Source organism: Streptomyces sp. NPDC040405 (assembly GCF_055595765.1).
Map to the genome: position 1 here is coordinate 650,823 of NZ_JBVIVI010000005.1, position 24,716 is coordinate 675,538.

Below are 24,716 nucleotides of genomic sequence, written 5' to 3' on the forward strand. Positions count from 1 at the left end.
GTCCACCCCACGGTCCGGGGGGGGAGGGGGGGAGAAGGGACAAAGTAAGGGGGGCGCGGGCTGAGCGCGGCCCCCCCCCCCCCCCCCCCCCCCGCCGTCGTACCCGCGTCAGGCCGTACGCGTACGGCCTGACGCGTCGGGTCGTACGCGTCAGAAGGTGTAGTTCGGGTTGATCTTCATGCACGCCGTCTTGTCCTCGCCGTTGAGGGCGTCGGCGCTCTCCGGCGCCTTGTCGTCGTCGGCCGCTCCGGCCTTCGGGTACGTCGTGCCCGCACGCCAGTCGTTGCCGACCACCACGGTCACGTCCTGCACCGACTTCGAGGACTTCACCGCGCTCTTGGGGAGCCCCAGCGCCTTGGCCACGGCGAGCGCGTCGCCCTGCTCGGACTCGTTCGGGTAGGCCACGGTGGTGTCGGCCTGCGAGATGAGCACCGTGTTCGCGGCGGCCTTGGTGTAGCCGAGCTGCGCGAGCTGGTTGGTGATCACGCCTGCCCGGCCGGAGACGGGCCCGTACACCATGGAGGCGGTGCCGTTCTGCACGACGACCGGGACCTCGCTCTTGGGCGCGGTGGGGGCCGGGGTCTTGTCGGGCTTCTTCTTGTCCTTGCCGTCCAGCGCCGTGTCGTTGCGCAGCAGCGCGAAGGTCTGCTCGGCGTCGCCGGGCTTGGGCTCCACGAACTGCTCGTCCGCGCTGTACTGCCAGGGCATGGTGACCATGGTGGTGCGCTCGGTCGGCACCCGCTTCAGGTCGTTGCCCAGGTTGTAGAGCTTCTTGACGTCACCGAGGCCGTGGTCGACGGTCAGCGCGTCCGTGGCCGCCTCCGCGAGGTCCATCAGCTTGCCCGGGTCGCTGAGCTTGGTGCCCTGCTTCAGCTGACGGATCATCGAGCTCATGTACATGTGCTGGGCCTTGGCCCGGCCGATGTCGGTGTTGTCCTCGAAGCCGTAGCGGGTCCGCAGCCACTGGAGGGCCTGGACGCCCTTGACCGGGTGGGTGCCCTCGGTCAGCCGCAGCCCCGAGCCATGGCCCTTGCTGTCGTGCGAGTAGACGTTGTCCTTCACGCACACCGGGACGCCGCCGACGGCGTCCGCCATGGAGACCACCCCGGTGAAGTCGATCATCATGAAGTGATCGATGTATATGCCGGTCAGTTCCTTCCAGGTGGCCACCGTGCAGCCCGGACCGCCGTGCTGGAGCGACTGGTTGATCGCCGCCTCGGTCTTCGGATAGACGCGTTTGTCGTCCGGGTCGGTGCACCGGGGGATGGTCACCCGGGTGTCGCGCGGAATGCTGACCACCGACATGTTGCTGCGGTCGGCCGACACGTGCACCAGCATCTGTACGTCGGCCAGCGGCTTGCGGTCGGCGTCCTGCTTGGCGCCGCCGAGCTTCACGTTCTCGGCGGTGTTCCGGCTGTCCGAGCCGATCAGCAGGATGTTCAGCGGGGTCTGACCGGCCGCGTTCGGCTCGGGCTTGCCCAGCTTGCTGTCGCCGAGGTCGAGGGCTTCCTTCCTCAGATTGCCGTTCAGGTGGTTGTAGTACAGATAACCACCGGCTGCCGCGCCCAGTACCAGCACGGCGAGCGCCAGCGCGCTCCACCGCACCACGCGTAACCCCCGGCTGCCGCGCTTGGCCGCGGGGCCGCCCCGACCGCCCCCGCGGCGCCCCGCGTCACTCGACGCGGGGCCTTCCGCTCCGGGCGGGCTGTCATCCTCACCGGTGCCGCGGGGTTCGGGCACGGCTTGCCGCCGTCCCTCCCCCCGCACACTGCTCTGCCGCATCGGGCCCCTCCCCGTACTTCCGTGCTCGTCCGGACCGATGGGCGAGGGTGCTCCGACGGCCGGGAGTGGTCACTTGGCGCAGACGTTCTTGTCGTCGGCCTCGACCTTCTGAATGTCCTTCGGCGCCTGGGCCGGAGCGGAGATGGGAGTGCCCGCGCCCTTGAAGTCGGCGCCGAGTGTCAGCGTCATCTCCGCCCTGGGGGCGGCGTCCTTCGTGCCTTCCTTCATCGCGGACGCGGGCAACCCCATGCTGTCGGCCAGCCGGCGCGCCTGGTCCGCCTGGTTGGGAGCGTACTCCAGAGTGGTCTTCTCCAGATCTGCCGGAGCGTTTCCGCCGTTGCTGGTGAGCGGCATCCCCTCGGTGTTCTGCATCCAGTCGAGGGTCTCCTGGGCGGCCCCCGTCTGCCCGCTGCCGTTCAGCACCCGGGCCCGGACCTGCGCCGGATCGGCCTTCGGCCCCTTGAGCCGCGCCGCCTGCTTGTCCTTGGCCGCCTTCTCCTTCTTCTTCACCTCGGTCAGCGACACATCCTGCCGGACCATGGCGAACAGCGGCTCGGCCTTGGTCTTGTCGAGCAGCACCGTCGCGCCGTCGGTGTTGTCGACGACCGGAACCGTCGTGAAGGTCATGTTCTTCAGGTTGACCTTGCCGAGCGCCTTCCCCAGCGAGACCAGCTTGTCGACGGTGCCGATGCCGGTGTCCACGGTCAGCGCCTTGGTCGCGGTGTTGGCCAGGCCCCACATCTTGCTCGGGCTGCTGAGCGTCCCGTTCCCCTTCATCTTGCGCATCATGGAGCTGAGGAACTGCTGCTGCAGCTTGATCCGGTCCAGGTCGCCGCCGAAGCCCACGGAGTGCCGGGTCCGCACGAACGCCAGGGCCTGCTCGCCCTTGATGTTGTGCTTGCCCGCCTTCAGCTTCAGATGCGACTTGGGGTCGTCGATGTCCTTGGCGAGGCACACGTCGACGCCGCCGACCGCCGTGGACATCGACTTCACGGCGTTGAAGTCCGCCATCATGAAGTGGGTGATGTCCAGCCCGGTGATCTTCTCGGCCGTCTTCATGGTGCAGCCGGGGTCGCGCCCCTCCTGCCCGAGGCTGGTGTTGAAGCGCGCCTCCTGCTCGCCCGCGATGACCTTCTCCGAACCGTCCTCCTGCTTGGTCGGGCAGTCCGGAATGTCCGTGATCATGTCACGCGGAATGGACAGCACCGTCGCATTGGTCCGGTCCTCGGAGACATGCATGACGAGGGTCGTGTCGGCATGGCCGACGCTACCCGCGTCACCGTAGCCCTCGTTCCCCTTGCCATCACGCCGGTCGGTGCCGATGAGCAGGATGTTCATCGGTCCGTCGGTGACCGCGGCGTTGTTCTCGCCGATGTCCACCTTGCTGATGTTCCCGTTGAGGTGCTGATAGACGAAGTACGCCGCGGCGGAGCCACCGACCAGCACAAAGGCCAGGGTGCCACTGCCCCAGAACAGCGCCTTCTTCGTCTTCGACTTCTTCGGCTTCGGCTTTCGCCTGCTCGCGGGAGCCGCCGCCTTCTCCGGCTCCCGCTTGCCCTGTGCCCGCCTGCGCCCCCGCGGCTCTGATTCCGGGGCGCGACGGCGGCCCGTGGTTCTGGGGGCCGCGTGGGGCTCGGCGGCCGAGGCCGTCTCCCCAGCGGGGTTCAGCCGCAGCTCATAGTTGCCGGTGTTCGGGTCGAACACCCACTGATCGGCGGGGTCGATGTCACCGTCCCGCCCATGGCCTTGCGCGTCCACGGTCGCCTGTGTCCTCCGTCGGTGCCACGCGGGCGCCTCCCCCTCAAGGCGCTCGGTCCGTCTTCATATACAGTGCGCGGTCACACATCGGGCGCACCGGATCGCTCACACTATCCGCCCGGATCCGCGTCAAGCGACGCCGGTGACAAATTCCACTTCCCTACAACTGGGCAATCTGCCCAATCCTTTCGAGATTCTTCACGAGTCTGGGCTCACCTTTGGATACCGGCGACCCGGTCTTTACCCACAGATGTCACGAGCCGCCGTGGTTCCTTGGTACGGAGTGCGGTCCACGCCCTTGGGATCCTCACCGTGGCCGGCCGTGACGGCGTGGGTCACCGACACCGGGCGGTCCAGGCGGAGTTGGCGGAACAGCCGGTCGGCATCGGGCTGGACGAGTTCATCACGGTTCTTGTTGTACGTATACGGCTGTCGTGGAATCGTAAGGAAACGGATCTTCTCGCGTGGGATGTCCCGCATCCCGCGCACCAAGGCGTACAGGTCCTTGAGGGTGTCCAGCCCCGGATCCGTGGTCAGCGCGGAGGTCGCCGCGCTGAGCACCGGATACAGCTTCGCCGGATTGAGCAGTACACCATTGCTCTGCACTTTCTTCACAAGGGAGCTGAGGAACTCCTGCTGGCGGGCGATGCGCTCGGTGTCGCTGCCGTTGCCGATGGAGTAGCGGGCGCGGACATAGCCCAGCGCCTTCTCCCCGTGCAGGACCTGACGGCCCGAGGGCAGCCGCAGATGCGCGTCGTCGTCGTCGACCGGCTCGGTCAGGCACACCTCCACGCCCCCGACCGCGTTCACCAGCTTCTTGAAGCCGCTGAAGTCCACGATCACATGGTGGTCCACCCGGATCCCGGTGAGCTTTTCCACGGTACGGATCGTGCAGGCCGGGCCGCCGAACTCGAACGCCCAGTTGAACTGCGCGAACCGGGCCGCGAGTCGGCCGCCGTTGGGCCGGTCGCAGTCCGGGACGTCCACCATCAGGTCGCGCGGGATGGAGACGGCGGTCGCGCTCTTGCCCCCGGCCTGGAGGTGCAGCAGGATCGTGGTGTCCGAGCGCTGGGTGCCGGTGTCCCGGCCGTACTTGCCGTTCCCCTTGCCGCCCCGGTTGTCGGAGCCGATCAGCAGGATGTTCTGCGCGTCGCGCACCATCGAGACCGGCCGGTCGGCCTCGTACTTCCGCAGCTCGTCCGCGGTCCGGGTGTCGGTGCGGATATTGCGGTCGAGGCGCTCGTAGAACCACCACCCCGTCCCGGCGACGGACAGCACCAGCAGGGTCGCGCCCAGCGCGACCACGCGCAGCCAGCGGCGCTTGGGTCTCGGCGCCGGCTCTTGGCCGTCAGTCGTCACGTCCGCGTCCTCCCACCCCGCCTCTCGCCCGGCAGCGGACGGGAGCGGTATCGCGTGCTGGGCCGATCATTGGGACAGACATGCGAACCCCGCACATGGTTGTACGTATCCGTCGATCATCGCGCGGGGTGCGCGCCGGGGCGCGCGGGCTCGGCCCGGCAGTCCGCCGGACGGGTCAGACGGGCCGCCGGGCCGTGGGCTCCGGGAGGACGAAGGGGCGCTAGACGGTGACGCGCTCGCTCTCCCGGCGCTCCGTGAGCCCCTTCTCGTCCAACTGGTCCAGATGGCGGCACAGCACCACCGAGCCGCCCGCCGCCAGCGGCGCGTACAGCCCGTACGACAGCCCCTCCCAGCCGTCGTACGGCAGCCCCGACAGCACCCGGGAACCCGCTTCGAGCCCGCGCGCGGCCGCGTCGGCGCGCGCCCGCTCCACCAGCTCCGCGCCGGTCAGCTTCAGACCGCCGACGGCCAGCGCCGCCGCGTCCGGGTCCACGGGGGCGTACGGCGCGAAGCGGTCGCCCTGGCTCGGCACCTCCACGGCGTAGTCGGCGAACCCCTGCGGCGGCTGCGGGAACCTGCCACCCAGGGGGCGCAGGGCGAGCGCAATCCGCTCCCCGGAGCACGCGCGCGCCCCCTCCAGGGTGTCCGGCCCGCTCACCACCACATCGGCCGCGGCCGGATCGCCGCCGACGTCCGCGAGGACCCCGACCGACGAACAGGCCAGCAGCCACACCGCGGTCTGCCAGTGGGCGGGCAGCAGCAGCGCCACCCGGTCGCCGGGGGCCACGGCCAGATCGTCCTGCAGCAGGTTGGCGGTCTTCGCCACCCAATTGGCGAACGTCGCCACGGAGAGTTCGACGCGCTCGCCCGTCGCGTCGTCGTAGAAGGTCACGAGGGGGCGCGCGGGATCCGCGGCGAGCGCGGATCGCAGCAGGTCGGCGGGGGTGCGATCGGTGGCGTTCATCCGCGCAAGGGTACGCGCCCGACACGCCCCGCAGGGGGTCGGCCGACTCTTCCAGTCGGCCCCTCACCGCGCGTCCGAATAGACACTTGTGTCACGATATGCACAGGATTTTCATCATGCGTGGATTCCTTGCATCCTCGGTCGGCGTCGTGTGCACCGCCGCCCTCGCCTTTCCGTCCGCCCTGGGTACCGCACATGCCCGGGCCGAACGCGCCGACCTCAGGGGCGGCACCCAGTCGCTGCCCCTGCTCCCGCTCGACCGGGGGGTGGCCGCGCCCGGTGGCACCCGGGGGCTCGCCGCCCGCGACGTACCCCCCTTCTCCCTCGTCGGCGCGGTCTGGAACGACGCCTCCGCCGACCTCCGCGGCCAAGTCCAGGTGCGCACCCGCGCCGCCGGATCCGGCGTGTGGTCCGCCTGGCGCGACCTCCCGGCGTACGAAGACGACGCCCCCGACCCCACCCCCGGCGCCGCCTCCGACGGCGGCGTCGGCCACCCGCGCGGTGGCACCGCCCCGCTGTGGGTCGGCGACTCCGACGGCGTGCAGGCCCGCGTCCGCGCTGCCCGGGCCGCCGGCGCCGCACCGGCGGCCCTCCCCGCCGGGCTGCGCCTCCAGCTCGTCAGCCCCGGCGCCGCCCCCGCCCCGCCCCCGGCCCACCCCACGCCCGGGCAGCCGGTCAACCCGCACCCCACCGCCGGTCAGCACCCGCAGCCGCAGCCGCAGTCACACCCGCAACCGCAGCCGCATCCGCAACCACACCCGCAATCACATCCGCAGTCGCACGCGCACCCGCAGTGGCATCCGCAGTCGCACCCGCAGTCGCACTCGCATCCCAGCGGCGGCGCCCACTCGCCCGCCGCCCGGCCCGCCACCCCGAATCCGCGTCCGCGCCCGTCCGGGGCCACCCAACTCCCCGGCGGCCAGGCCGAGGCCAGCGCCGCCCGCCACACCGCGCCCCGGCCGCGCATCATCACCCGCGCCGGATGGGGCGCCGACGAGACGATCCGCGAGAGCGGCCACGCCTACAGCAAGACGGTCAAAGTCGCCTTCGTCCACCACACGGTGACGGGCAACAGCTACACCTGCGCCCAGGTTCCCTCCGTTTTGCGCAGTATCTACCGCTACCACGTCCAGAGCATGGGCTGGCGCGACTACGGCTACAACTTCACCATCGACAAGTGCGGAAACGTCTACGAAGGCCGCTCGGGAGGCGTCACCAAAGCCGTACTCGGGGCGCACACCCTCGGGTTCAACCAGAACAGCATGGGCATCGCCGTCCTCGGCACCTTCTCCACCGCGAAGCCCTCCGCCAAGGCCGTCAAGGCCCTCTCCAAACTCACCGCTTGGAAACTCGGTCTCTTCAACCGGAATCCACGCGGCACCACTCATCTGGTGTCCGGCGGCGGCAACAGGTACAAAAAGGGCGTCAATGTGAAGCTGCGCGTCATCTCCGGACACCGCGACGGCTTCGCCACCGAGTGTCCCGGACAGCGCCTGTACAGCAAGCTCGGCTCCGTACGCAGCACAGCCGCCCGGCTCCAGGGGCGCTGACAAGGCGCGGTCCTGGCTTCTGCATACACTGGCCGCCGACCACGGGGTGCCAGAGCAGGAAGCAGAGACTACGTGACCAAAGCGCCAGCAACGCCAGAAGCGATCCTCCTGGTCGGCGGCAAGGGAACGCGGCTGCGCCCGATGACGGTGCACACTCCCAAGCCGATGGTCCCTGCGGCCGGAGTTCCCTTCCTGACCCACCAACTCGCCCGCGCCCGCGCCGCCGGGGTCGAGCACATCGTGCTCGCCACCTCCTACCTGGCCGAGGTCTTCGAACCGTACTTCGGCGACGGCTCCTCCCTCGGCCTGCACCTTGAGTACGTGACGGAGGAGGAGCCGCTCGGCACCGGCGGCGCGATCCGCAACGTCGCTTCCCGGCTGCGCTCGGGCCCCGACGATCCGGTGCTCATCTTCAACGGGGACATCCTCACCGGCCTCGACATCCGCGCCCTGGTGGACACCCACTGCCGGACCGGCGCCGATGTCTCCCTCCACCTCACCCGGGTCACCGACCCCCGCGCGTACGGGCTCGTGCCCACCGACGAGCAGGGCCGGGTCACCGCCTTCCTGGAGAAGCCGCAGACCCCCGAGGAGATCGTCACCGACCAGATCAACGCGGGCGCGTACGTCTTCAACCGCTCCGTGATCGACGCCATACCGGCCGACCGGCCCGTCTCCGTCGAACGCGAGACCTTCCCCGGGCTCCTCGCCGCGGGCGCCCACCTCCAGGGCATGGTCGACTCCACGTACTGGCTCGACCTCGGCACCCCGCAGGCGTTCGTCCGCGGCTCCGCCGACCTCGTGCTCGGCCGCGCCCCCTCCCCGGCCGTCCCGGGCCGCTGCGGCGACCGCCTCGTCCTGGATTCCGCCTCCGTCGCGGGCGACGCCAAGCTCACCGGCGGCACGGTCATCGGGCCGCAGGCCCGCGTGGGCGCGGGGGTGCGCATCGACGGCAGCACGGTGCTGGAGGGGGCCGTGGTCGAGGAGGGCGCCGAGGTCCGCGACTCGCTGATCGGCGCGGGGGCCCGGGTCGGCGCCCGTACGGTGCTGCACGGCGCGGTGGTCGGGGACGGCGCGCTGGTGGGCCCGGACAACGAACTGCGCGATGGGGTGCGGGTGTGGTGCGGGGTGGACATCCCGCCGGGCGCGGTGCGGTTCTCGTCGGACCAGTAGCGGTTCCCGGGCGTCGGCGCGGGCGGCTACATCGCCCGGAAGTCCCGCACCGCGAAGCGCGGCGCCCGGCGGGGCATCGCCGCCCGGCCCGACAGCAGGATCAGCCGGGCCGCCCGGTGCCGCTGCCCGGCGTAGGGCGCGAGAAGTTCCAGCATCGCCGCGTCGTCCGTACCGCGTTCACCCGTGAGCGCGTAGCCGACGAGACGGGGCAGATGCAGATCCCCGACCGTGATCGCGTCCGGGGTGCCGTTGCTGCGCTGCAGGGTCTCCGCCGCCGTCCAGGGGCCGATGCCCGGGATGAGCCGCAGCCGGTGTGACGCGGCGTCGAGATCCATGGCCGCGGCCTCCTCCAGCCGCCGGGCGACCCGCACGGCCCGCAGGATCGTCGCCGAGCGCTTGCCGTCCACACCCGCCCGGTGCCACTCCCACGACGGAATCAGCGCCCAGGTACGCGGATCGGGCATGACCCGCATGCGCTCCATCGGCCCCGGCGCGGGCTCACCGTGCCGCTGCAGCAGCAACCGCCAGGCCCGGTACGCCTCGTCGCTGGTGACCTTCTGCTCCAGGATCGAGGGGATCAGCGACTCCAGCACCAGCCCGGTCCGGATCAGCCGCAGCCCGGGATTCCGGCGGTGCGCCTCATGGACGAGCCGGTGCCGCGGGGTGAACGCGGACGGATCGTCGTCGGCGCCGAGGAGCGCGGGCAGCCGGTCCAGCAGCCACTCGGCCCCCGGCCCCCACGCCTGGGCCTCGACCCCCTTGCCGTCCCGCGCGATCCGAACGGTCCCGGGCCCGGCCGGGGTCCGGCTGGCCCGCCAGTACGCCCCGTCCGCGTCGACACGAAACGCCGGATCCCCGGGGCCTCGCTGCAGCACGCCGAGATTCCGCGCGAGGTCGTACGCGCAGGAAGGCACCCACACACGACGCTCCACCACGCCGCCACCCTAGGGGATGGCGGGACGGGGCCGGGCCGTACCCATCCCCGCACCCCCAAAGCGCATCCGCACTCCGAAACGCACCCGCACAACCCCCGCACCGGCGCGCACCCCCGCTCCGCGCGCCCTGTGGCGCAACCGCGACCGACGACCGCGCCCCGCAACCGCGCAGGGCTACCGCACCGCCACGAACCCCTCCACGCCCCGCTCCGGCCGCGCCGCGGGCGCGACCGCCGGGTGGCCCACGGCGACCGCGCCCATCGGGTCCCAGTCCTCCGGAAGGTCCAGCACCTCCCGCACCACCGGGCGGCAGAACATCGTCGACGAAACCCACGCCGACCCCAGCCGCTCGCCCGCCAGCGCGACCAGCAGGTTCTGCACCCCGGCTCCGGCCGCCACCACGAACATCTCCCGCTCCGCCGCGTTCCGCCGGGGATCGGGGTACGTGTGGGCGCCGTCCGCGACCAGGCACGGCACCACCAGATACGGCGCCTTGCGCAGCACGTCCCCGCGCCGGATCCGCTTGGCGACGGACTCCTCCGAGAAGCCGTCACCCCGCAGGTCCGCGATCCACGCGTCCCGCATGGCGTCGAGCAGCCGCGTCCGCGACTCCTCCGACTCCAGCAGCACGAACCGCCACGGCGTCGTGTGGTGCGGCGCGGGTGCGGTGACGGCGGCGGCCACGGCGCGCCGCACCGCCGCGCCGTCCACCGGCTCGGCGGTGAACTCGCGGACCGTACGGCGCAGGGTCACCGCTTCCCGTACGGCCTCCGAGGTGCCCAGCCGGAACATGTCGTCGGCGGCGCCGCGCACCAGCGGCCGCGCGCCCGCGTCGGGCTCCTCGGCGTCCGGGGTCACCACCTGCGGCAGCCCCCGCAGCACCGCCACCGGCAGCCCGTCCGCCTTGCCCTTGACCAGCTCACCGGCGGCGGCCAGCTCGTCGGCGGTGGCGACGACGGTGACGCTCAGCGGGTTGCCGTGCGTGTCGGTGCCGCCCCGCAGGTCGTCCAGGACGCGCACCCCGGCCGCGCCGATGGCGACGTCGGTGACCCCGGTGCGCCAGGGCCGCCCGAAGGTGTCGGTGACGATGACGCCGATGTCGACGCCGAGCGCGTCCCGCAGCCCGTCCCGGAGGGCACGGGCGGACGCGTCGGGGTCCTCGGGGAGCAACAGGATGGTGCCGGAAGGGGTGTTGGAGGCGTCGACTCCGGCGGCGGCCATGACCAGGCCGTGCCGGGTTTCGACGATCCGGGTGCGCCCGCGCCGCGCGACGACCCGTACGGTCTCGGCGTCTATGGCGGCCTCGCGGTCGTCGCCCGCGACGACGCGCCCCTCCGCCTTGCTGACGATCTTCGAGGTGACGAGCAGGACGTCGCCGTGCGCGAGCCCCGGCAGGCCACCGGCGGTCGCGGCGTCGGCGATGAGCTTGGCGAGGTCGTCGCCGGACCGCACCTCGGGCAGCCCGGGGAGGGCCCAGACCTGGTACGAGGGCGTCTGGAGGGAGGGCGATCCGCTCATGCCCGGACCTCCTCGGCCAGCGCCAGCGCCTCGGTGGCCATGCGCGTGGTGGCCTCGGTGTCGCTCATCATCAGTGGGATGGCCCGGCAGCGGATCCCGGCCGCCTCGACCTCGTCGACCGCCCCGGCGTCGACGGAGTCGACCAGCCAGCCGTCGAGCAGCCCGGAGCCGTAGTGCTTGGCGACGGCGGCGGCGGTGGATTCGACGCCGACGGCGGCGAGCACCTTGTCGGCCATGCCGCGCACGGGCGCGTCGCCGACGATGGGGGAGAGGCCGACGACGGGCACCCCGGCGTCGGCGATGGCCTCGCGCACTCCGGGGACGGCCAGGATGGTGCCGACGCTGACGACGGGGTTGGACGGCGGGAAGAGGACCACGTCGGCGTCGGCGATGGCCTCCAGGACGCCGGGCGCGGGCTTGGCCTGGTCGGCGCCGACGGGGACCACGGCGTGGGCGGGCACGGAGGCGCGCATCCGGACCCAGTACTCCTGGAAGTGCACGGCCTTGCGGCCGTCACCATCGGGGTCATCGATGAGGACGTGCGTCTCGACGCGGTCGTCCGTCATCGGCAGCAGCCGCACCCCCGGCTGCCACCGCGCGCACAGCGCCTCGGTGACGGCGCTGAGCGGGTAGCCCGCGCCCATCATCTGCGTACGGACGATGTGCGTGGCGAAGTCCCGGTCGCCGAGGCCGAACCACTCGGGCCCCACGCCGTACGCCGCCAGCTCCTCCTTGACGGCGAACGTCTCCTCGGCCCGGCCCCAGCCCTGCTCCTCGTGGATGCCACCGCCGAGGGTGTACATCACGGTGTCGAGGTCGGGGCAGACCTTGAGGCCGAAGAGGTGGATGTCATCGCCGGTGTTGCCGATGACGGTGATGTCGGCGTCGGGAACAGCCGACATCAGACCGCGGAGGAAACGGGCGCCGCCGATGCCGCCTGCCAGAACCACAATGCGCATGGGCACAGTGTTGCAGTCGGGTACGACAACGGGACCGTGCGGGGCGGGCTCAGCGCAGGACGTCGAGGGCGTCGGAGGCGGCCGCGTCGGCGGCCCGGGCGGGGTGCGGCGGCATCTCGGTGAGGCCGGGGAAGTAGATGTGCAGGCTGACGGCGGGTTCGAGCGCGTCGTTGACGACGTCGTGCACGTATCCGGGCGCGAAGACGCGCTGCGCTCCGGCGCGCAACGTATGCCGTGCGCCGCCATCCGCTCCCGCGCGCTCGGTCAACTCGCCCTGCAGCACGGTGAGTACGCCGGAGGAGCGCCCGTGGTCATGCGCGCCGCTGCCCTGCCCGGGCACCCAGCTGAGCAGCCAGACCTCATAGCCGGGGCCGGTGCGCAGCCGGTGGTACCAGCGCGTGGTGGCGTCGTACCGGACGAGCGGTGCCCAGCCGTCGCGGTCGGCGGCGATATCGCGGGCCAGTCCGACGAAGCCGGAGACGGTGGTGGGGTGCGCGGGTGCGGGCGGCAGCAGATGCGGGATGGCGAGCGGGTCACCGGCGATCTGGACGTCGCTGTTCATGTGGGGGGTTCCTCGGCGGAGAAGCGCGGCGGTGCGCGAAGCGGAGCTGTGCGGGATGACGCAGGGAGACGCGAAAGAGACGCGAGGGGAGAAAGCTGGAGCTCAGAAGGGCATCAACAGCTGGAACAGCGACAGCGAGCCTGCACGGCGCAGCGGAACCCGTGGTCACGGGTCGACTGGGGCGCGTGGGTCACTGACATGAGGACAAGGACAGCGGGTCCTCGCCGCCCTGTCAACTTGATCTCCGGTCGCGCGCCCATCGTTCACCTCATCCGGTCGTTGTGGAGGCGTATCGGTTTGTCCCCGCGTTAGCCGGAGAGGTGGCGCAGCACCCGTTCCCGTACGCGAGGAGAACACGTGTGCAACGGGAACGGCGTCCACGGCGTCCTCCACAGTGAGAAACGGGAGAGGTGCCGGGGACACCAGGGACAGCGGACGGGAAGCGTGTCGCGTTTAGGCCGATTTGAACACTTTCCGCGCAGCCTTGGTTCCGCAGAGTGAATAAGAGGCCCAATAGCAGATCTCGGCTTGACTGGCCCGGATCGGCGCACTTGTAATTTCACACGTGTCGTTCTGCCGGTTTGACCCATGGCACCAGGGCACGGGGACGGCACCGGGGACGCAAAAACAGACGAGGGGCGCACATGACCGAGTTGTTCCAGCAACTGCTGGTCGAAGAGGCGGACGAGGAGCTCGGTTGGCAGGAGCGCGCACTGTGCGCCCAGACCGATCCCGAATCGTTCTTCCCGGAAAAGGGCGGGTCCACGCGTGAGGCGAAGAAGGTCTGCCTGGCCTGCGAGGTCCGTTCCGAATGCCTTGAGTACGCCCTCGCCAACGACGAACGCTTCGGCATCTGGGGCGGCCTCTCCGAGCGCGAGCGCCGTCGGCTGAAGAAGGCAGCGGTCTGACCACATCCGCACAGCTCACGGCGGAGTGCGCGGTTCCGCCGAGCCGGAGGCGGCGAGCGCGGCGACGTGAAGCGGCCGCGCGAGGGGCGGTGGGCGGGCGACGCCTGCGTACGCAGCCGTTAGTGTGGGGGCCCGTCCGAGGCGCGCCAACGTCCCCCTGGGGCGGGCTCGTCCACCGCAGTCCAGCGAACCGGGGCCCGTACCTCGATGTCCGTGCACAGCCACTCGGCGGCCCCACACCCGGCCGCCTCCGCCGGATTTGCCACCGCGCAACCGGCACCTGAGTTCCCGCGCCATGTCGTCACCGCCGTGCTCGTCTCGCACGACGGCGCCCGCTGGCTGCCCGACGCGCTGTCCGGCCTGCTCGGTCAGGAGCGACCCGTGCAGAGCGTCGTCGCCGCCGACACCGGCAGCGCCGACGAGTCGGCCCGGCTGCTGACCGAAGCCCTCGGCGAGGAGCGGGTCCTGCACCTGGCGCGCCGCAGCGGCTTCGGTACGGCCGTCGCCGAGGCCGTCCGCGGTGCCCCCGTACTGAGCCCCGAGGAGCTGCCGTACCTCAAGCGCCCCAGCGGCTGGGACCCCGTCAACCGCACCTGGCGCGACGACGCGTACGACATGCCGGAGCTGCCGCACGGCGAGCCCATCCAGTGGCTGTGGCTGCTGCACGACGACTGCGCACCCGCCCCGGACGCGCTCCACGAGCTGCTGCGGGTCGCCGACGGCGAGCTGCTGGCCAACCGCCAGGCCGCGATCATCGGCCCCAAGCTGCGCGGCTGGTACGACCGCAAGCAGCTGCTCGAAGTGGGCGTCAGCATCGCCCGCAGCGGACGCCGCTGGACCGGTCTGGAGCGGCGCGAACAGGACCAGGGCCAGCACGACCAGGTGCGGCCGGTGCTCTCGGTCTCCAGCGCGGGCATGCTGGTGCGCCGCGACGTATGGGAGCAGCTGGGCGGCTTCGACCCCCGGCTGCCCCTGATGCGGGACGACGTCGACCTCTGCTGGCGCGCCCACGCCGCCGGGCACCAGGTGCTGGTCGCGCCGGACGCCTCCCTGCGGCACGCCGAGGCGTCCGCGCGCGAGCGGCGCCCCATCGACTGCGTCGGCCGCTCGGTCGCCGGTCCGCACCGCGTCGACAAGGCCGGTGCCGTCTACACCCTGCTGGTCAACACCCGGGGCGCGCTGCTGCCCTATGTGATGCTGCGCGTCGTCCTCGGCACCCTGCTGCGCACCCTCGCCTATCTGGTGGGCAAGGTGCCAGGCCAGGCGCTGGACGAGGTCACGGGCCTGTCCGGCACGCTGCTGCGGCCCGGCAGAATCAGCGCCGCGCGCAAACGGCGCGGCCGCCCGGCGACCGAGGCGAGCGAGCTGCGGCCGCTCTTCCCGCCCTCCGGCGCGACCGTGCGGGCCACGGTCGAGCAGATCGCCAGCAACTTCGGCGGACGGTCGGAGCCCGAGCTGTCCTCGGGCGGTCGGCACGGCGCCGTCGAGTCCGGGCCGTCCGACGACGACGCCGACTTCCTGCAGATCGAGCAGTTCGCGCGGATCAAGCGGATCGCGCGCAAGCCGGGCCCGATGCTGTTCGTCGTCCTGCTGGTGGTCTCGCTGATCGCCTGCCGGGAACTGCTGGGCACCGGCGCGCTCGCGGGCGGCGACCTGCTGCCCGTCCCCGGACACGTCACCGACCTCTGGGCGAGCTACGTCAACGGCTGGCACCCGGTCGGCACCGGCGGCACCCAGAGCGCACCGCCGTATCTCGCCGCCCTCGCCGCCCTGGCCACGGTCTTCTTGGGCAGCACCGGATTCACCCTGACCCTGCTGCTGGTCTGCTCGGTGCCGCTGGCCGGGTTCATCGCGTACTTCGCCTCCCGGCCGCTCGTCGAGTCCCGGCTGCTGCGTGCCTGGGGGAGCGTCGCGTACGCCTTCCTCCCGGCCGCCACCGGGGCGCTCGCGGGCGGGCGCCTGGGCACCGCGGTGCTGGCCGTCCTGCTGCCGCTGATGGCGCGGGCGGCGGCCGCCGCGGGCGGCTTCCGCGCGGGCGGTACGAGGGGCAGGCTGCCGAGCTGGCGCGCGGCATGGGCGTACGCCCTGCTGCTGACCTTCACCATGGCGTTCACGCCGGTCGTCTGGCCGATCGCGCTCCTGCTGTCCGCCGGGGTGCTCGTCCTGCGGCAGCGGCAGGGCGAGCCGCTCGTGGCGTACGGGCTGCGCTTCCTGGCCGTCGTCCTCACCCCGCTCCTGGTGCTCGCCCCCTGGTCGGTCGATCTGCTCACCGACCCGGTCCGCTTCCTGAAGGAGGCCGGGCTCGACAGCGGCAGCGGCTCCGCGTCCGCCCTGGATCTGCTCGCGCTCAGCCCCGGCGGCCCCAAGGGCGGCGGCACGCTGCTGCTGATCGGCTTCGTGCTGGCCGCGCTCGCCGCGCTGATGCGCGGCGAACGGCAGTTGGCGGTGCGTACGGCCTGGGCCGTGGCCCTCACCGGGTTCCTCTTCGCGGCGCTCAGCAACGGCTCCGCCTGGGCCGGGCCCGCGACCCTCGTCTACGGCCTGGCGCTGCTGACCGCCGCCGTGGTCGGCGCCGAGGGCGCGCGGGAGCGCGTGGCGGCGCAGAGCTTCGGCTGGCGCCAGCCGGTCGCGCTCCTCATCGCCGTCGCCTCGGCCGCCGCCCCGCTGTACGCCGCCGTCAGCTGGATGGTCACCGGCGCGGACGGCCCGGTCTCCCGGCGCGAACCCTCCCAGGTCCCCGCGTTCGTGGCCGCCGAGAGCGCGGACGCGGACCAGTCCCGCACCCTGGTGCTCACCGGCGGCGACGCCCGCACCGACTACGCCCTGGTGCGCGGCTCCGGCGCCCGGCTCGGCGACGGCGAACTCGCCGCCGCGGGCGGCGCCGACACCCGCCTCGACGACGTCGTGGCCCATCTGGTCGCGGGCTCCGGCGCCGACCAGACCGCCCGGCTGAGCGCCTACGCGGTGCGCTACGTCTACGTACAGCAGGGCGCCTCGCGCGACGTGACGCGCGTGCTGAACGCGACGCCCGGACTCACCCAGCTCAGCAGGGAGGCCGGCGGCACCCTGTGGCGGCTCGACCAGCGGGCCCCGCGGGTCTCCATCGTCCCGCCCGGCTCCGGTTCCCAGGGGCGCGGTGCGCCGGCCGTGCCGGTGCATGTGGCGTCCGGCCCCGTCGAGGCGCACACCACCATCCCGGACGGCGCGGACGGGCGCGTGCTGCGGCTCGCCGACCGGGCCACCGCCGACTGGACGGCCACGCTGGACGGCAAGCCGCTGACGGCGAAGACCCTCGACGGCTGGGCGCAGGGCTTCGAACTCCCGGCGAACGGCGGACGGCTCGACCTCACCTACGACACCCCCTTCACCCACACCGTGTGGGTCTGGGCGCAGGGGCTGCTCGCGGTCGTCCTGCTGGTGCTCGCGCTGCCGGGCCGCCGCCGTGACGTGGACGACGACCTGCCGGAGGCGGAGGCCGCGGCCTCCGCCACCGCCATCACCGCCGAGGACCTGGCGGGCGACGGACGCCGTGCGCGGCGGCTGCGGGCCGCCGCGGAGGCGGCGCAGGCCGCGGAGGCGCCGCGGGACGCCCCGGCGGACGGCGGCGGCGACGCGGCGGCGGACGTACCCCCGCCGCCCGCACCGCCGACTCCGCCCGCCGAGCCGCCGGTGTTCATCCCGGAGCCGTTCGTTCCGCAGCAGCAGCCGGATCCGCGGCAGATGGACCCGCAGCAGCCGCAGCAGCAGCCGTACGGGCAGTGGGACGCGCAGCAGCAGCCGTACACCGACGCCGGATACGGGCAGTACCCGGCCGACCAGTACCCGGGCGGCTATCCGTACCCGCAGCAGGGGCAGTACCAGGACGCCCCGTACCAGGCGGACCCGTACGCGGCCGGTCAGTACCCCGATCCGTACGCCGCCGGTCAGTACGCCGCGGATCCGTACGCCGATCCGTACGGCTACGACCAGCAGCAGCCCTACCCCGACGGCACGTACCCCGCCCAGGGCGACACGACGTACGGCGGCGCCGACCCCGACGGCCGCACTGACGGGAGCGATCAGCAGCGATGAACCGCACCACCCTGTCCCTGATCGGCGCGGCCACGGCGCTGGCCGCCGTCACCGGAGTGGCATCCCTCACCGGCGGCTCGCCGGACGACGCGGGCACGGCGGCCAAGGCCGCCAGCCGACTGCCCGTCCAGCGCTCCACGCTGCTGTGCCCGGCGCCCAGCTCCTCCGACGTGAGCCGTACGACGTACACCGGGTACACGCCCAAGCGGACCGGCGGCGGCGCGGGCGGCGGGAGCGGGACGGCCGAACTGCTGCCCGCCCAGAGCGCCCCTGACGACGTGTCGGAGGAGGACGACAGCGCCGAGGGAGGGAAGGGCGGGGACAAGCCCGTCCTGCCGCTCAAGCGGCCCGGCACGCCGGTCACCACCGACACCGACCGCTCGGGCGCCCCCGCGCTCATCGGCACCGCCGACGGCCCGCTCGCGCCCGGCTGGAGCGTGCAGCAGACCACCGAGATCGACGCGGGCAGCGGACGCGGCCTCATGGGCACGGCGTGCACCGCCCCGGACACCGACTTCTGGTTCCCCGGCGTGTCCACCGACAAGGACCGGCAGGACTTCGTCCATCTGACCAACCCGGACGACCGGGCCGCCGAGGTGGACCTCACGATGTTCGGCCCGAACGGCCGCCTCAAGTCCACGACCGACGAGTCGATCACGGTCCCGGGCCGGTCCACCGTGCCGGTGCTGCTGTCCACCCTCACCGATCAGAAGGCCAACGGTGTCTCCCTCCATGTGACGGCCCGCAGCGGACGGGTCGGCGCCGCCGTCCAGGCCGCCGACGAGAAGCGCGGCGGCGACTGGATCCCGGCCTCAGCGGTGCCCGCCACGAGCGTCGCGATCCCCGGCATACCGTCCGACGCCACCTCGGCGCGCCTCGTGGTCTTCGCGCCCGGCGCCGACGACGCGGACCTCAAGGTGAGGCTCGCCGGGGCCACCAGCTCGATCACCCCGGCCGGACATGAGTCGCTGCACGTCAAGAGCGGGATGAGCGCGGCGATCGACCTCGGCGACGTCACCAAGGGGGAACCGGGCTCGCTGCTGCTCACCCCGGAGGGCGGCGAGGGCCCGGACACCCCCGTGGTCGCCGGGCTGCAGGTCACCCGCGGCAAGGGAAGCGACCAGGAGACGGCGTTCATCCCCGCCACCGGCGCCATCGAACGCTCCGCCACCGCCGCCGACAACCGCGCCAAGGGCTCCACCCTCTCCCTGGTCGCCCCGGGCGCCACCGCGAAGGTCCGCGTCACCGCCTCGGCGGGCACCGGGGGCGGCACCCCGGCCACCGAGACCTACACGGTCAAGGGGGGCACCACGAAGACCGTCACCCCGCCGAAGCCGTCCGGCGCCAAGGGGCAGTACGCCGTCACCGTGGAACGCCTCTCGGGCGGCCCGGTCCACGCCTCCCGGATGCTGTCCGTCCCGCAGGGCGGCGTCCCGGCCTTCACGATCCAGTCCCTGCCGGACGACCGGGGGACGGTGGAGGTCCCGCAGGCGACGCAGGATCTGTCCGTACTGAACCGCTAGGGATCTTCGTAGGGATCTTGGCGAGCGCGAGGGCGAGGGCATCGGCCCTCGCCCGCCGGGCTCTTATTCCTGCCCGTACCGCGGATCCACGGACTCCGGTTCCAGCCCCAGCAGCTCCGCCACCTGCTCGACCACGACCTCGTGCACCAGCAGGGCGCGCTCGTCGCGGTTCTTCGTACGGATCTCCACCGGGCGCCGGTAGATCACGATCCGGTCGGGCGTGTCGCCGCGCGCCGCGATGAAGCGCCCGAGCGGTACGGACTCACCGTCCCATCCGTCGGTGAGGCCGGGGCCGTGCGCCGGATGTCCGTCGAGCCCATGCCCGGACGCCCCGTCGGAGCCTCCGCCGACGCCGGTGACCGGCACCTCCAGCACCGTGAAGTCGACTCCCGACAGCTGCGGCCACCGTCTCTCCAGCCGGTCCGCCGAATCCTGCACAAGATCGATGAAGGACTCGGCGCGGCTGACCGACAGCGGTACCTGGGGCGGCGCGATCGGACCGCGCATGCCCCGGCCGTGCCGGTCGCGGCGGCGGGGCCGCGGCTCGGACTGGTCGGAGGGTACGGGCCTGGTCATCACTCACGAGGGTAGCCGTCGCCCGGCCCCCGGCACGCGGTTACTCGGAAGCCATGTCCAATGTCACTTAATGAACATTCCGGCCATGCTTGCGCCCATAAACGGATCTCTCTTAGCTTGCTTTCGCACCTCAGGATGACCCCTCTCGGTTCGACTGCTGACCGGAATCGTCCTTGGCGGCACTCGGTCGTCCCGATGTCCGCGCTGGTCAGCGGGGAAGTGTACGTATGGGACGCAGGGGGCGAACCGGGACGACACGGCGGAGTGAGCTGGTGGAGAGTCGTCGCGGCCCGCTCAAGAGTGCGGTACCGTCCAACGTCGTGAGCCCTGTACGTCGCTGTTCGCGCACCGCCTGCGGCCGCCCCGCCGTCGCGACGCTGACGTACGTCTACGCGGACTCGACCGCGGTTCTCGGACCGCTGGCCACCTACGCCGAGCCGCACTGCTATGACCTGTGCTCGGAGCACTCGGAGCGGCTGACCGCCCCGCGCGGCTGGGAGGTCGTCCGGCTGGCCGTCGACACCGGACCGCCCCGGCCGAGCAGCGATGATCTGGAAGCCCTGGCCAACGCGGTGCGCGAGGCGGCCCGCCCGCAGGAGCGCGCGGCCGGTGCGGCAGGCGGACCCGGGGCCCCCGGTTCCGCGGGCGGGGGCGGACAGAGCGGCCGGGAGGCCGATCCCCGAGAGGTCGCCCGCCGCGGCCATCTGCGCGTCCTGCGCTCACCGGATTCCTGATCCTTCCCGCGGTTCTCCGACTCCTGCTGACGCACGGACAACTTCCGGCACAATCGATCACTTCCCTCCCGGGCATTGACGCGAACTCTTCACGCGCATGACCATTCCTGGACCCCGAGTCCTCCATTTCCGCATCACGGATCTGGACTTCCAGGATTCCCAGGAGGCCCGTGTGTTCGTGCAGCAGCTGGAGCCCGTCGCCGATTCACTGACCCTCTCCGCCCTCGTCGCCACCCTCCCCCTCCTCACCGTCCTCGCCCTGCTCGGCGGGGTGCGGATGCGCGCCCACTACGCGGGGCCCCTTGGCCTCGCCGTAGCCGTCCTCGTCGCCTGCCTTCCGTACGGGATGCCCGTCGGCCAGACCGTCTCCAGCGCCGCACAGGGCGCGCTCTTCGGGCTCTTCCCCATCATGTGGATCGTCGTCAACGCCCTGTGGGTGTACCGGATGACGGTCCGCACCGACCATTTCGACGTCCTGCGCCGCTCCTTCGGGCGGCTCTCCGACGACCCCCGCATCCAGGCCCTCGTCATCGCCTTCTGCTTCGGCGCGCTGCTGGAGGCCCTGGCCGGATTCGGCGCGCCGGTGGCCATCTGCGCGGTCATGCTCGTGGCGCTCGGCTTCGACCCGGTGCGCGCCGCGGTCGTCGCGCTCGTCGCCAACACCGCGCCGGTCGCCTTCGGCGCCATGGCCACCCCTGTGGTGACGCTCGCTCAAGTCACCGGGCTGCCGCTGGACTCCGTCGCCTCCGTCGTCGGACGGCAGACCCCGCTGCTCGCCCTCGTCGTCCCCCTGCTGCTGGTCGTGCTGGTCGACGGCCGACGTGGGTTGCGCGAGACCTGGGTACCGGCGCTCGCCTGCGGAACCGCCTTCGCCGCCGCCCAGTTCACCGTCTCCAACTACCTCTCCGTCCAGCTCGCCGACATCGCCGCCGCGCTCGTCGGTGCCGCCGCGCTCGTCGCCGTACCGGCCGCCCGGCGGCCCGCCGAGGAGCCGGTGCGCGCCGCCGTCCTCACCGGCGTGCGCAGCGACGACCTGGACCACGAGGACCCGCGCCCCGAGGTGCTGCGCGCCTACGCCCCGTACGCGCTCATCGTCGCGATCTTCTCCATAGCCCAGATCGGCCCGGTCAAGGACCTGTTGGCCAAGGCCACCCGCACCATCGACTGGCCGTTCCTGAACGTCGCCGCACCCGACGGGAAGCCGGTCGGGGGCAATCTCTTCGCGCTCCCTCTGGTCGCCACGGGCGGCACCCTCGTCCTGCTCGCGGGCATCGCCACGGCCATCGTTCTGCGGGTCGCCCCGCGCGACGCGCTGACGGAGTGGGCGGCCACCGTACGAGAGTTGCGGCACGCGATTCTCACGGTCACCTCGGTGCTCGCCCTCGCGTACGTCATGAACCTCTCCGGACAGGCCGCCACCATCGGCCACTTCGTCGCCGCGGCCGGGGCCGGACTCGCCTTCCTCTCCCCGGTGCTCGGCTGGTTCGGCGTCGCCGTCTCCGGCTCGGACACCTCCGCCAACGCCCTCTTCGGCGCCCTCCAGGTCACCGCCGCCCGCGAGTCCGGGCTCTCGCCCGACCTGCTCGCCGCCGCCAACAGCTCGGGCGGCGTCCTCGGCAAGATGATCTCCCCGCAGAACCTGACCATCGCGTGCGCCGCGGTGGGGCTCAAGGGGCGTGAGGGGGATCTGCTGCGGAAGGTGCTGCCGTGGAGTCTGGGGCTGCTGCTGTTGATGTGCCTGATCGTCGTCGCGCAGTCGTCGTTCCTGCTCGGCTGGATGCTGCCGTGATCCGGATTCCGGAACCGCGCCGCGCGACGGGCCTCACAGTTGCCGCCCAGGTGCGAAGGGTAGGTTTTGAGGTCCGTGGACACCGTCCGTGGAGACCTCCAAGAAGGACCTCGAGAAGGGGTTGGCTGTGCCCGACTTGTCGCAGATCGTGAAGGCGTACGATGTCCGCGGTGTGGTCCCGGACCAGTGGGACGAACCGCTCGCCGAGCTGTTCGGCGCCGCCTTCGCCCGGGTGACCGGCGCGGCCGCGATCGTCGTCGGCCATGACATGCGCCCCTCGTCGCCGGGCCTGTCGCGCGCCTTCGCCCGCGGGGCCGCCTCCCTCGGGGTGAACGTGACCGAGATCGGCCTCTGCTCGACCGACCAGCTCTACTTCGCCAGCGGCCTCCTCGACCTGCCCGGCGCGATGTTCACGGCCAGCCACAACCCCGCCCAGTACAACGGCATCAAGATGTGCCGGGCCGGGGCCGCGCCCGTCGGCCAGGACACCGGCCTGGCCGACATCCGCGCCCTGGTCGAGGAGTGGACGGAGACCGGAGCCCCCGAGCCCGCCACCGACCCCGGCACCCTCACCCAGCGCGACGTCCTCACCGACTACGCCGCCCATCTGCGCTCCCTCGTGGACCTCACGGCCATCCGGCCGCTGAAGGTCGTCGTGGACGCGGGCAACGGCATGGGCGGCCACACCGTCCCCACCGTCTTCGAGGGGCTCCCCTTGGAGCTGGACGCCCTCTACTTCGAGCTGGACGGCACCTTCCCGAACCACGAGGCCAACCCCCTCGACGCCAAGAACATCGTCGACCTCCAGGCCCGCGTCCGCGAGACCGGCGCCGACCTCGGCCTCGCCTTCGACGGCGACGCCGACCGCTGCTTCGTCGTCGACGAGCGCGGCGAGCCGGTGGCCCCCTCCGCGATCACCGCCCTGGTCGCCGCCCGCGAACTGGCCAAGCACCCGGGCGGGACGGTCATCCACAACTGCATCACCTCCTGGTCCGTCCCCGAGGTCGTCAAGGAGAACGGCGGCACCCCGGTCCGCACCCGCGTCGGCCACTCCTTCATCAAGGCCGAGATGGCCCGCACCGGCGCCATCTTCGGCGGCGAGCACTCCGCGCACTACTACTTCCGCGACTTCTGGAACGCCGACACGGGCATGCTCGCCGCCCTCCACGTCCTGGCCACCCTCGGCGGCCAGGACCGCCCCCTGTCGCAGCTGGTCGAGGAGTACGACCGCTACGCCGCCTCCGGCGAGATCAACAGCACCGTCGCCGACCAGACCGGCCGCATGGAGGCCGTCAAGGCCGCCTACGAGGGCCGCAAGGACGAGGGCATCGAACTGGACGAGCTGGACGGCCTCACGGTCACCAGCGCCGACTGGTGGTTCAACCTCCGCCCCTCCAACACCGAGCCCCTCCTCCGCCTGAACGTAGAAGCCCGCGACCGCAAGACCGCCGACCACATCCGCGACGAGGTCCTCACCACGGTCCGAGCCTGACCCCTCCACGAAGCCCAGGCCGCTCCCCCCCGGGGGGAGCGGCCCACCGCCCCCACCGAGGCCGCTACGCTCCCAGCCCCCGAGCGCCGAGGAAGAACACGAGGCCCAAGCCCCGCCCCCTCGCCCGCCTGAGAAGCGGGGCCACCCCCACCCCTTCCGGGGTTTGAGGAGCGGGGGCCGCCCCCACCCCTTCCGGGGTTTGAGGAGCGGGGGCCGCCCCCACCCCTTCCGGGGCGTGAGGAGCGGGGGCCGCCACCCGGCCCTTTCCGATGCCTGAGGAGCGGGGGCCGCCACCCGGCCCCTTCCGGTGCGTGAGGAGCGGGGACGCCCCCACTCCCTTCCGGCGCCTCCGGAGCAGGGGCCACCACCCAACTCCTCCGGCGATTGAGGAGCAGGGACCACCCCCCACCCCCTTCCGGCGCCTGAGGAGCGGGGACGCCCCCAGCCCCCCGGTGCCTGACCCCCCCCTTCCGGCGCCTCCGGAGCAGGGGCCACAACTCAGCCCCTCCGGCGTTTGAGGAGCGGGGTCGAGGGGCGGAGCCCCCGCAACCGGGGCCGGGGGCGGAGATGCCCCACCACCCAGCCCCTCCGGCGATTGAGGAGCGGGGCCGGGGGCGGCGCCCCTGGTTTCGGGAAGGGGCGGGGTGGGGGAAAGCCCCCACCCCGCCGCAGCCCCGCGCACAGCCGCCACACCCCACCGCGGCGGAGCCCAAGGGCAGGGCCACCGGCCGCCACAGGGCCGACCCCAGCGGTACCCTGACCACGCCGGACCCACCTCCGGCTGGACCACATCCGAAGGGACGCCCCATGCCGCTCGAAGCCGGTCTTCTGGAGATTCTCGCCTGCCCGGCGTGCCACGCCCCGCTCAGCGAGGAAGAGGCCGAGGAGACCCCCGAGCTGGTGTGCACGGACGCAAAGGGATGCGGTCTCGCGTACCCCGTCCGGGAGGGCATCCCGGTCCTGCTCGTAGACGAGGCGCGCCGCCCGGCCTGACGACGCAGGCGGCACCACGCCGCGCTGCGCCACACCGCACCGCACCGCGCCGCATCCCGCCCACGGCGAT

General features: G+C 72.5%; 17 protein-coding genes and 1 pseudogene. 9 read left to right on the plus strand and 9 right to left on the minus strand.

Features of this window, described 5'->3' with window-relative positions; translation table 11 throughout:
• Positions 1–150 precede the first annotated feature (150 nt).
• The 4 genes from ACZ59A_RS24250 to ACZ59A_RS24265 form a co-directional block, all read right to left on the minus strand.
• The gene (locus ACZ59A_RS24250) at positions 151–1,782 is read right to left on the minus strand and encodes an LCP family protein (protein WP_470961701.1); all 1,632 of its coding nucleotides are present in this window, start codon (positions 1,780–1,782) and stop codon (positions 151–153) included.
• Between the two features lie 69 nt (positions 1,783–1,851).
• Complete coding sequence (locus ACZ59A_RS24255) at positions 1,852–3,540, minus strand: LCP family protein (protein ID WP_470961704.1); 1,689 nt, start codon at positions 3,538–3,540, stop codon at positions 1,852–1,854.
• 240 nt (positions 3,541–3,780) lie between these two features.
• Positions 3,781–4,899: an LCP family protein gene (locus ACZ59A_RS24260; protein ID WP_470961707.1), complete on the minus strand. Its 1,119-nt coding sequence runs from the start codon at positions 4,897–4,899 to the stop codon at positions 3,781–3,783.
• A 220-nt stretch (positions 4,900–5,119) separates the two neighbouring features.
• Entirely contained in the window at positions 5,120–5,863 is a 744-nt protein-coding gene (locus ACZ59A_RS24265) for a TIGR03089 family protein (protein WP_470961709.1), read from the minus strand.
• 116 nt (positions 5,864–5,979) lie between these two features.
• On the opposite strand from ACZ59A_RS24265, the pseudogene ACZ59A_RS24270 reads away from it, so the two are divergent.
• Together ACZ59A_RS24270 and manB are read left to right on the plus strand one after the other, a co-directional pair.
• Positions 5,980–7,293: pseudogene (locus tag ACZ59A_RS24270) on the plus strand (peptidoglycan recognition protein family protein); the annotation flags it as partial.
• A 192-nt stretch (positions 7,294–7,485) separates the two neighbouring features.
• On the plus strand, positions 7,486–8,586 hold the full coding sequence (gene manB / locus ACZ59A_RS24275; RefSeq protein WP_468052690.1) for a mannose-1-phosphate guanylyltransferase: 1,101 nt from the start codon (positions 7,486–7,488) through the stop codon (positions 8,584–8,586).
• 26 nt (positions 8,587–8,612) lie between these two features.
• Here manB and ACZ59A_RS24280 read toward each other — a convergent pair whose 3' ends face one another.
• From ACZ59A_RS24280 to ACZ59A_RS24295, 4 genes are all read right to left on the minus strand, one after another.
• A complete protein-coding gene (locus tag ACZ59A_RS24280; RefSeq protein ID WP_470961712.1) occupies positions 8,613–9,521 on the minus strand; it encodes a DNA-3-methyladenine glycosylase family protein in 909 nt (302 codons plus the stop codon).
• Positions 9,522–9,695: 174 nt separating this feature from the next.
• Positions 9,696–11,039: a coenzyme F420-0:L-glutamate ligase gene (locus tag ACZ59A_RS24285; protein WP_470961716.1), complete on the minus strand. Its 1,344-nt coding sequence runs from the start codon at positions 11,037–11,039 to the stop codon at positions 9,696–9,698.
• Positions 11,036–11,998, minus strand: a complete 963-nt coding sequence (cofD, locus tag ACZ59A_RS24290; protein WP_470961719.1) for a 2-phospho-L-lactate transferase — start codon at positions 11,996–11,998, stop codon at positions 11,036–11,038. Before cofD ends, ACZ59A_RS24285 begins: the two co-directional genes overlap by 4 nt.
• Positions 11,999–12,047: 49 nt before the next feature.
• Positions 12,048–12,560 carry a cysteine dioxygenase gene (locus ACZ59A_RS24295; protein WP_470961722.1) on the minus strand — a complete coding sequence of 171 codons (513 nt, stop codon included), beginning with the start codon at positions 12,558–12,560 and terminating at the stop codon, positions 12,048–12,050.
• 644 nt (positions 12,561–13,204) lie between these two features.
• Here ACZ59A_RS24295 and ACZ59A_RS24300 point away from each other — a divergent pair.
• The 3 genes from ACZ59A_RS24300 to ACZ59A_RS24310 all read left to right on the plus strand — a co-directional run bounded on the left by ACZ59A_RS24300 (position 13,205) and on the right by ACZ59A_RS24310 (position 19,062).
• Entirely contained in the window at positions 13,205–13,468 is a 264-nt protein-coding gene (locus ACZ59A_RS24300) for a WhiB family transcriptional regulator (RefSeq protein WP_004952403.1), read from the plus strand.
• A 207-nt stretch (positions 13,469–13,675) separates the two neighbouring features.
• Positions 13,676–17,539 (plus strand): glycosyltransferase family 2 protein, encoded by a 3,864-nt coding sequence (locus tag ACZ59A_RS24305; protein WP_470961725.1) that lies wholly within the window; start codon positions 13,676–13,678, stop codon positions 17,537–17,539.
• A complete protein-coding gene (locus tag ACZ59A_RS24310) occupies positions 17,536–19,062 on the plus strand; it encodes a DUF5719 family protein (RefSeq protein WP_470961727.1) in 1,527 nt (508 codons plus the stop codon). Before ACZ59A_RS24305 ends, ACZ59A_RS24310 begins: the two co-directional genes overlap by 4 nt.
• Positions 19,063–19,125: 63 nt before the next feature.
• Here ACZ59A_RS24310 and ACZ59A_RS24315 read toward each other — a convergent pair whose 3' ends face one another.
• Positions 19,126–19,569, minus strand: coding sequence for a metallopeptidase family protein (locus ACZ59A_RS24315; protein ID WP_470961859.1), 444 nt, complete (start codon positions 19,567–19,569; stop codon positions 19,126–19,128).
• Positions 19,570–19,910: 341 nt separating this feature from the next.
• Here ACZ59A_RS24315 and ACZ59A_RS24320 point away from each other — a divergent pair, with 341 nt between their 5' ends.
• From ACZ59A_RS24320 to ACZ59A_RS24335, 4 genes are all read left to right on the plus strand, one after another.
• Positions 19,911–20,372, plus strand: coding sequence for a DUF3499 domain-containing protein (locus tag ACZ59A_RS24320; RefSeq protein ID WP_470961730.1), 462 nt, complete (start codon positions 19,911–19,913; stop codon positions 20,370–20,372).
• A gap of 172 nt (positions 20,373–20,544) precedes the next feature.
• Positions 20,545–22,161 (plus strand): L-lactate permease, encoded by a 1,617-nt coding sequence (locus tag ACZ59A_RS24325; RefSeq protein ID WP_470961862.1) that lies wholly within the window; start codon positions 20,545–20,547, stop codon positions 22,159–22,161.
• Between the two features lie 127 nt (positions 22,162–22,288).
• Positions 22,289–23,653 carry a phosphomannomutase/phosphoglucomutase gene (locus ACZ59A_RS24330; RefSeq protein ID WP_470961865.1) on the plus strand — a complete coding sequence of 455 codons (1,365 nt, stop codon included), beginning with the start codon at positions 22,289–22,291 and terminating at the stop codon, positions 23,651–23,653.
• 807 nt (positions 23,654–24,460) lie between these two features.
• Entirely contained in the window at positions 24,461–24,646 is a 186-nt protein-coding gene (locus ACZ59A_RS24335) for a Trm112 family protein (protein WP_468052708.1), read from the plus strand.
• Positions 24,647–24,716: the final 70 nt, after the last annotated feature.

Excerpts from the sequence above, each read along its gene's own strand:
- ACZ59A_RS24250 (WP_470961701.1), bottom strand. The coding sequence starts at position 1,782 with ATGCGGCAGAGCAGTGTGCGGGGGGAGGGACGGCGGCAAGCCGTGCCC.
- ACZ59A_RS24265 (WP_470961709.1), bottom strand. The coding sequence starts at position 5,863 with ATGAACGCCACCGATCGCACCCCCGCCGACCTGCTGCGATCCGCGCTC.
- ACZ59A_RS24285 (WP_470961716.1), bottom strand. The coding sequence starts at position 11,039 with ATGAGCGGATCGCCCTCCCTCCAGACGCCCTCGTACCAGGTCTGGGCC.
- cofD (WP_470961719.1), bottom strand. The coding sequence starts at position 11,998 with ATGCGCATTGTGGTTCTGGCAGGCGGCATCGGCGGCGCCCGTTTCCTC.
- ACZ59A_RS24295 (WP_470961722.1), bottom strand. The coding sequence starts at position 12,560 with ATGAACAGCGACGTCCAGATCGCCGGTGACCCGCTCGCCATCCCGCAT.
- ACZ59A_RS24300 (WP_004952403.1), top strand. The coding sequence starts at position 13,205 with ATGACCGAGTTGTTCCAGCAACTGCTGGTCGAAGAGGCGGACGAGGAG.
- ACZ59A_RS24305 (WP_470961725.1), top strand. The coding sequence starts at position 13,676 with ATGTCCGTGCACAGCCACTCGGCGGCCCCACACCCGGCCGCCTCCGCC.
- ACZ59A_RS24310 (WP_470961727.1), top strand. The coding sequence starts at position 17,536 with ATGAACCGCACCACCCTGTCCCTGATCGGCGCGGCCACGGCGCTGGCC.
- ACZ59A_RS24315 (WP_470961859.1), bottom strand. The coding sequence starts at position 19,569 with ATGCGCGGTCCGATCGCGCCGCCCCAGGTACCGCTGTCGGTCAGCCGC.
- ACZ59A_RS24335 (WP_468052708.1), top strand. The coding sequence starts at position 24,461 with ATGCCGCTCGAAGCCGGTCTTCTGGAGATTCTCGCCTGCCCGGCGTGC.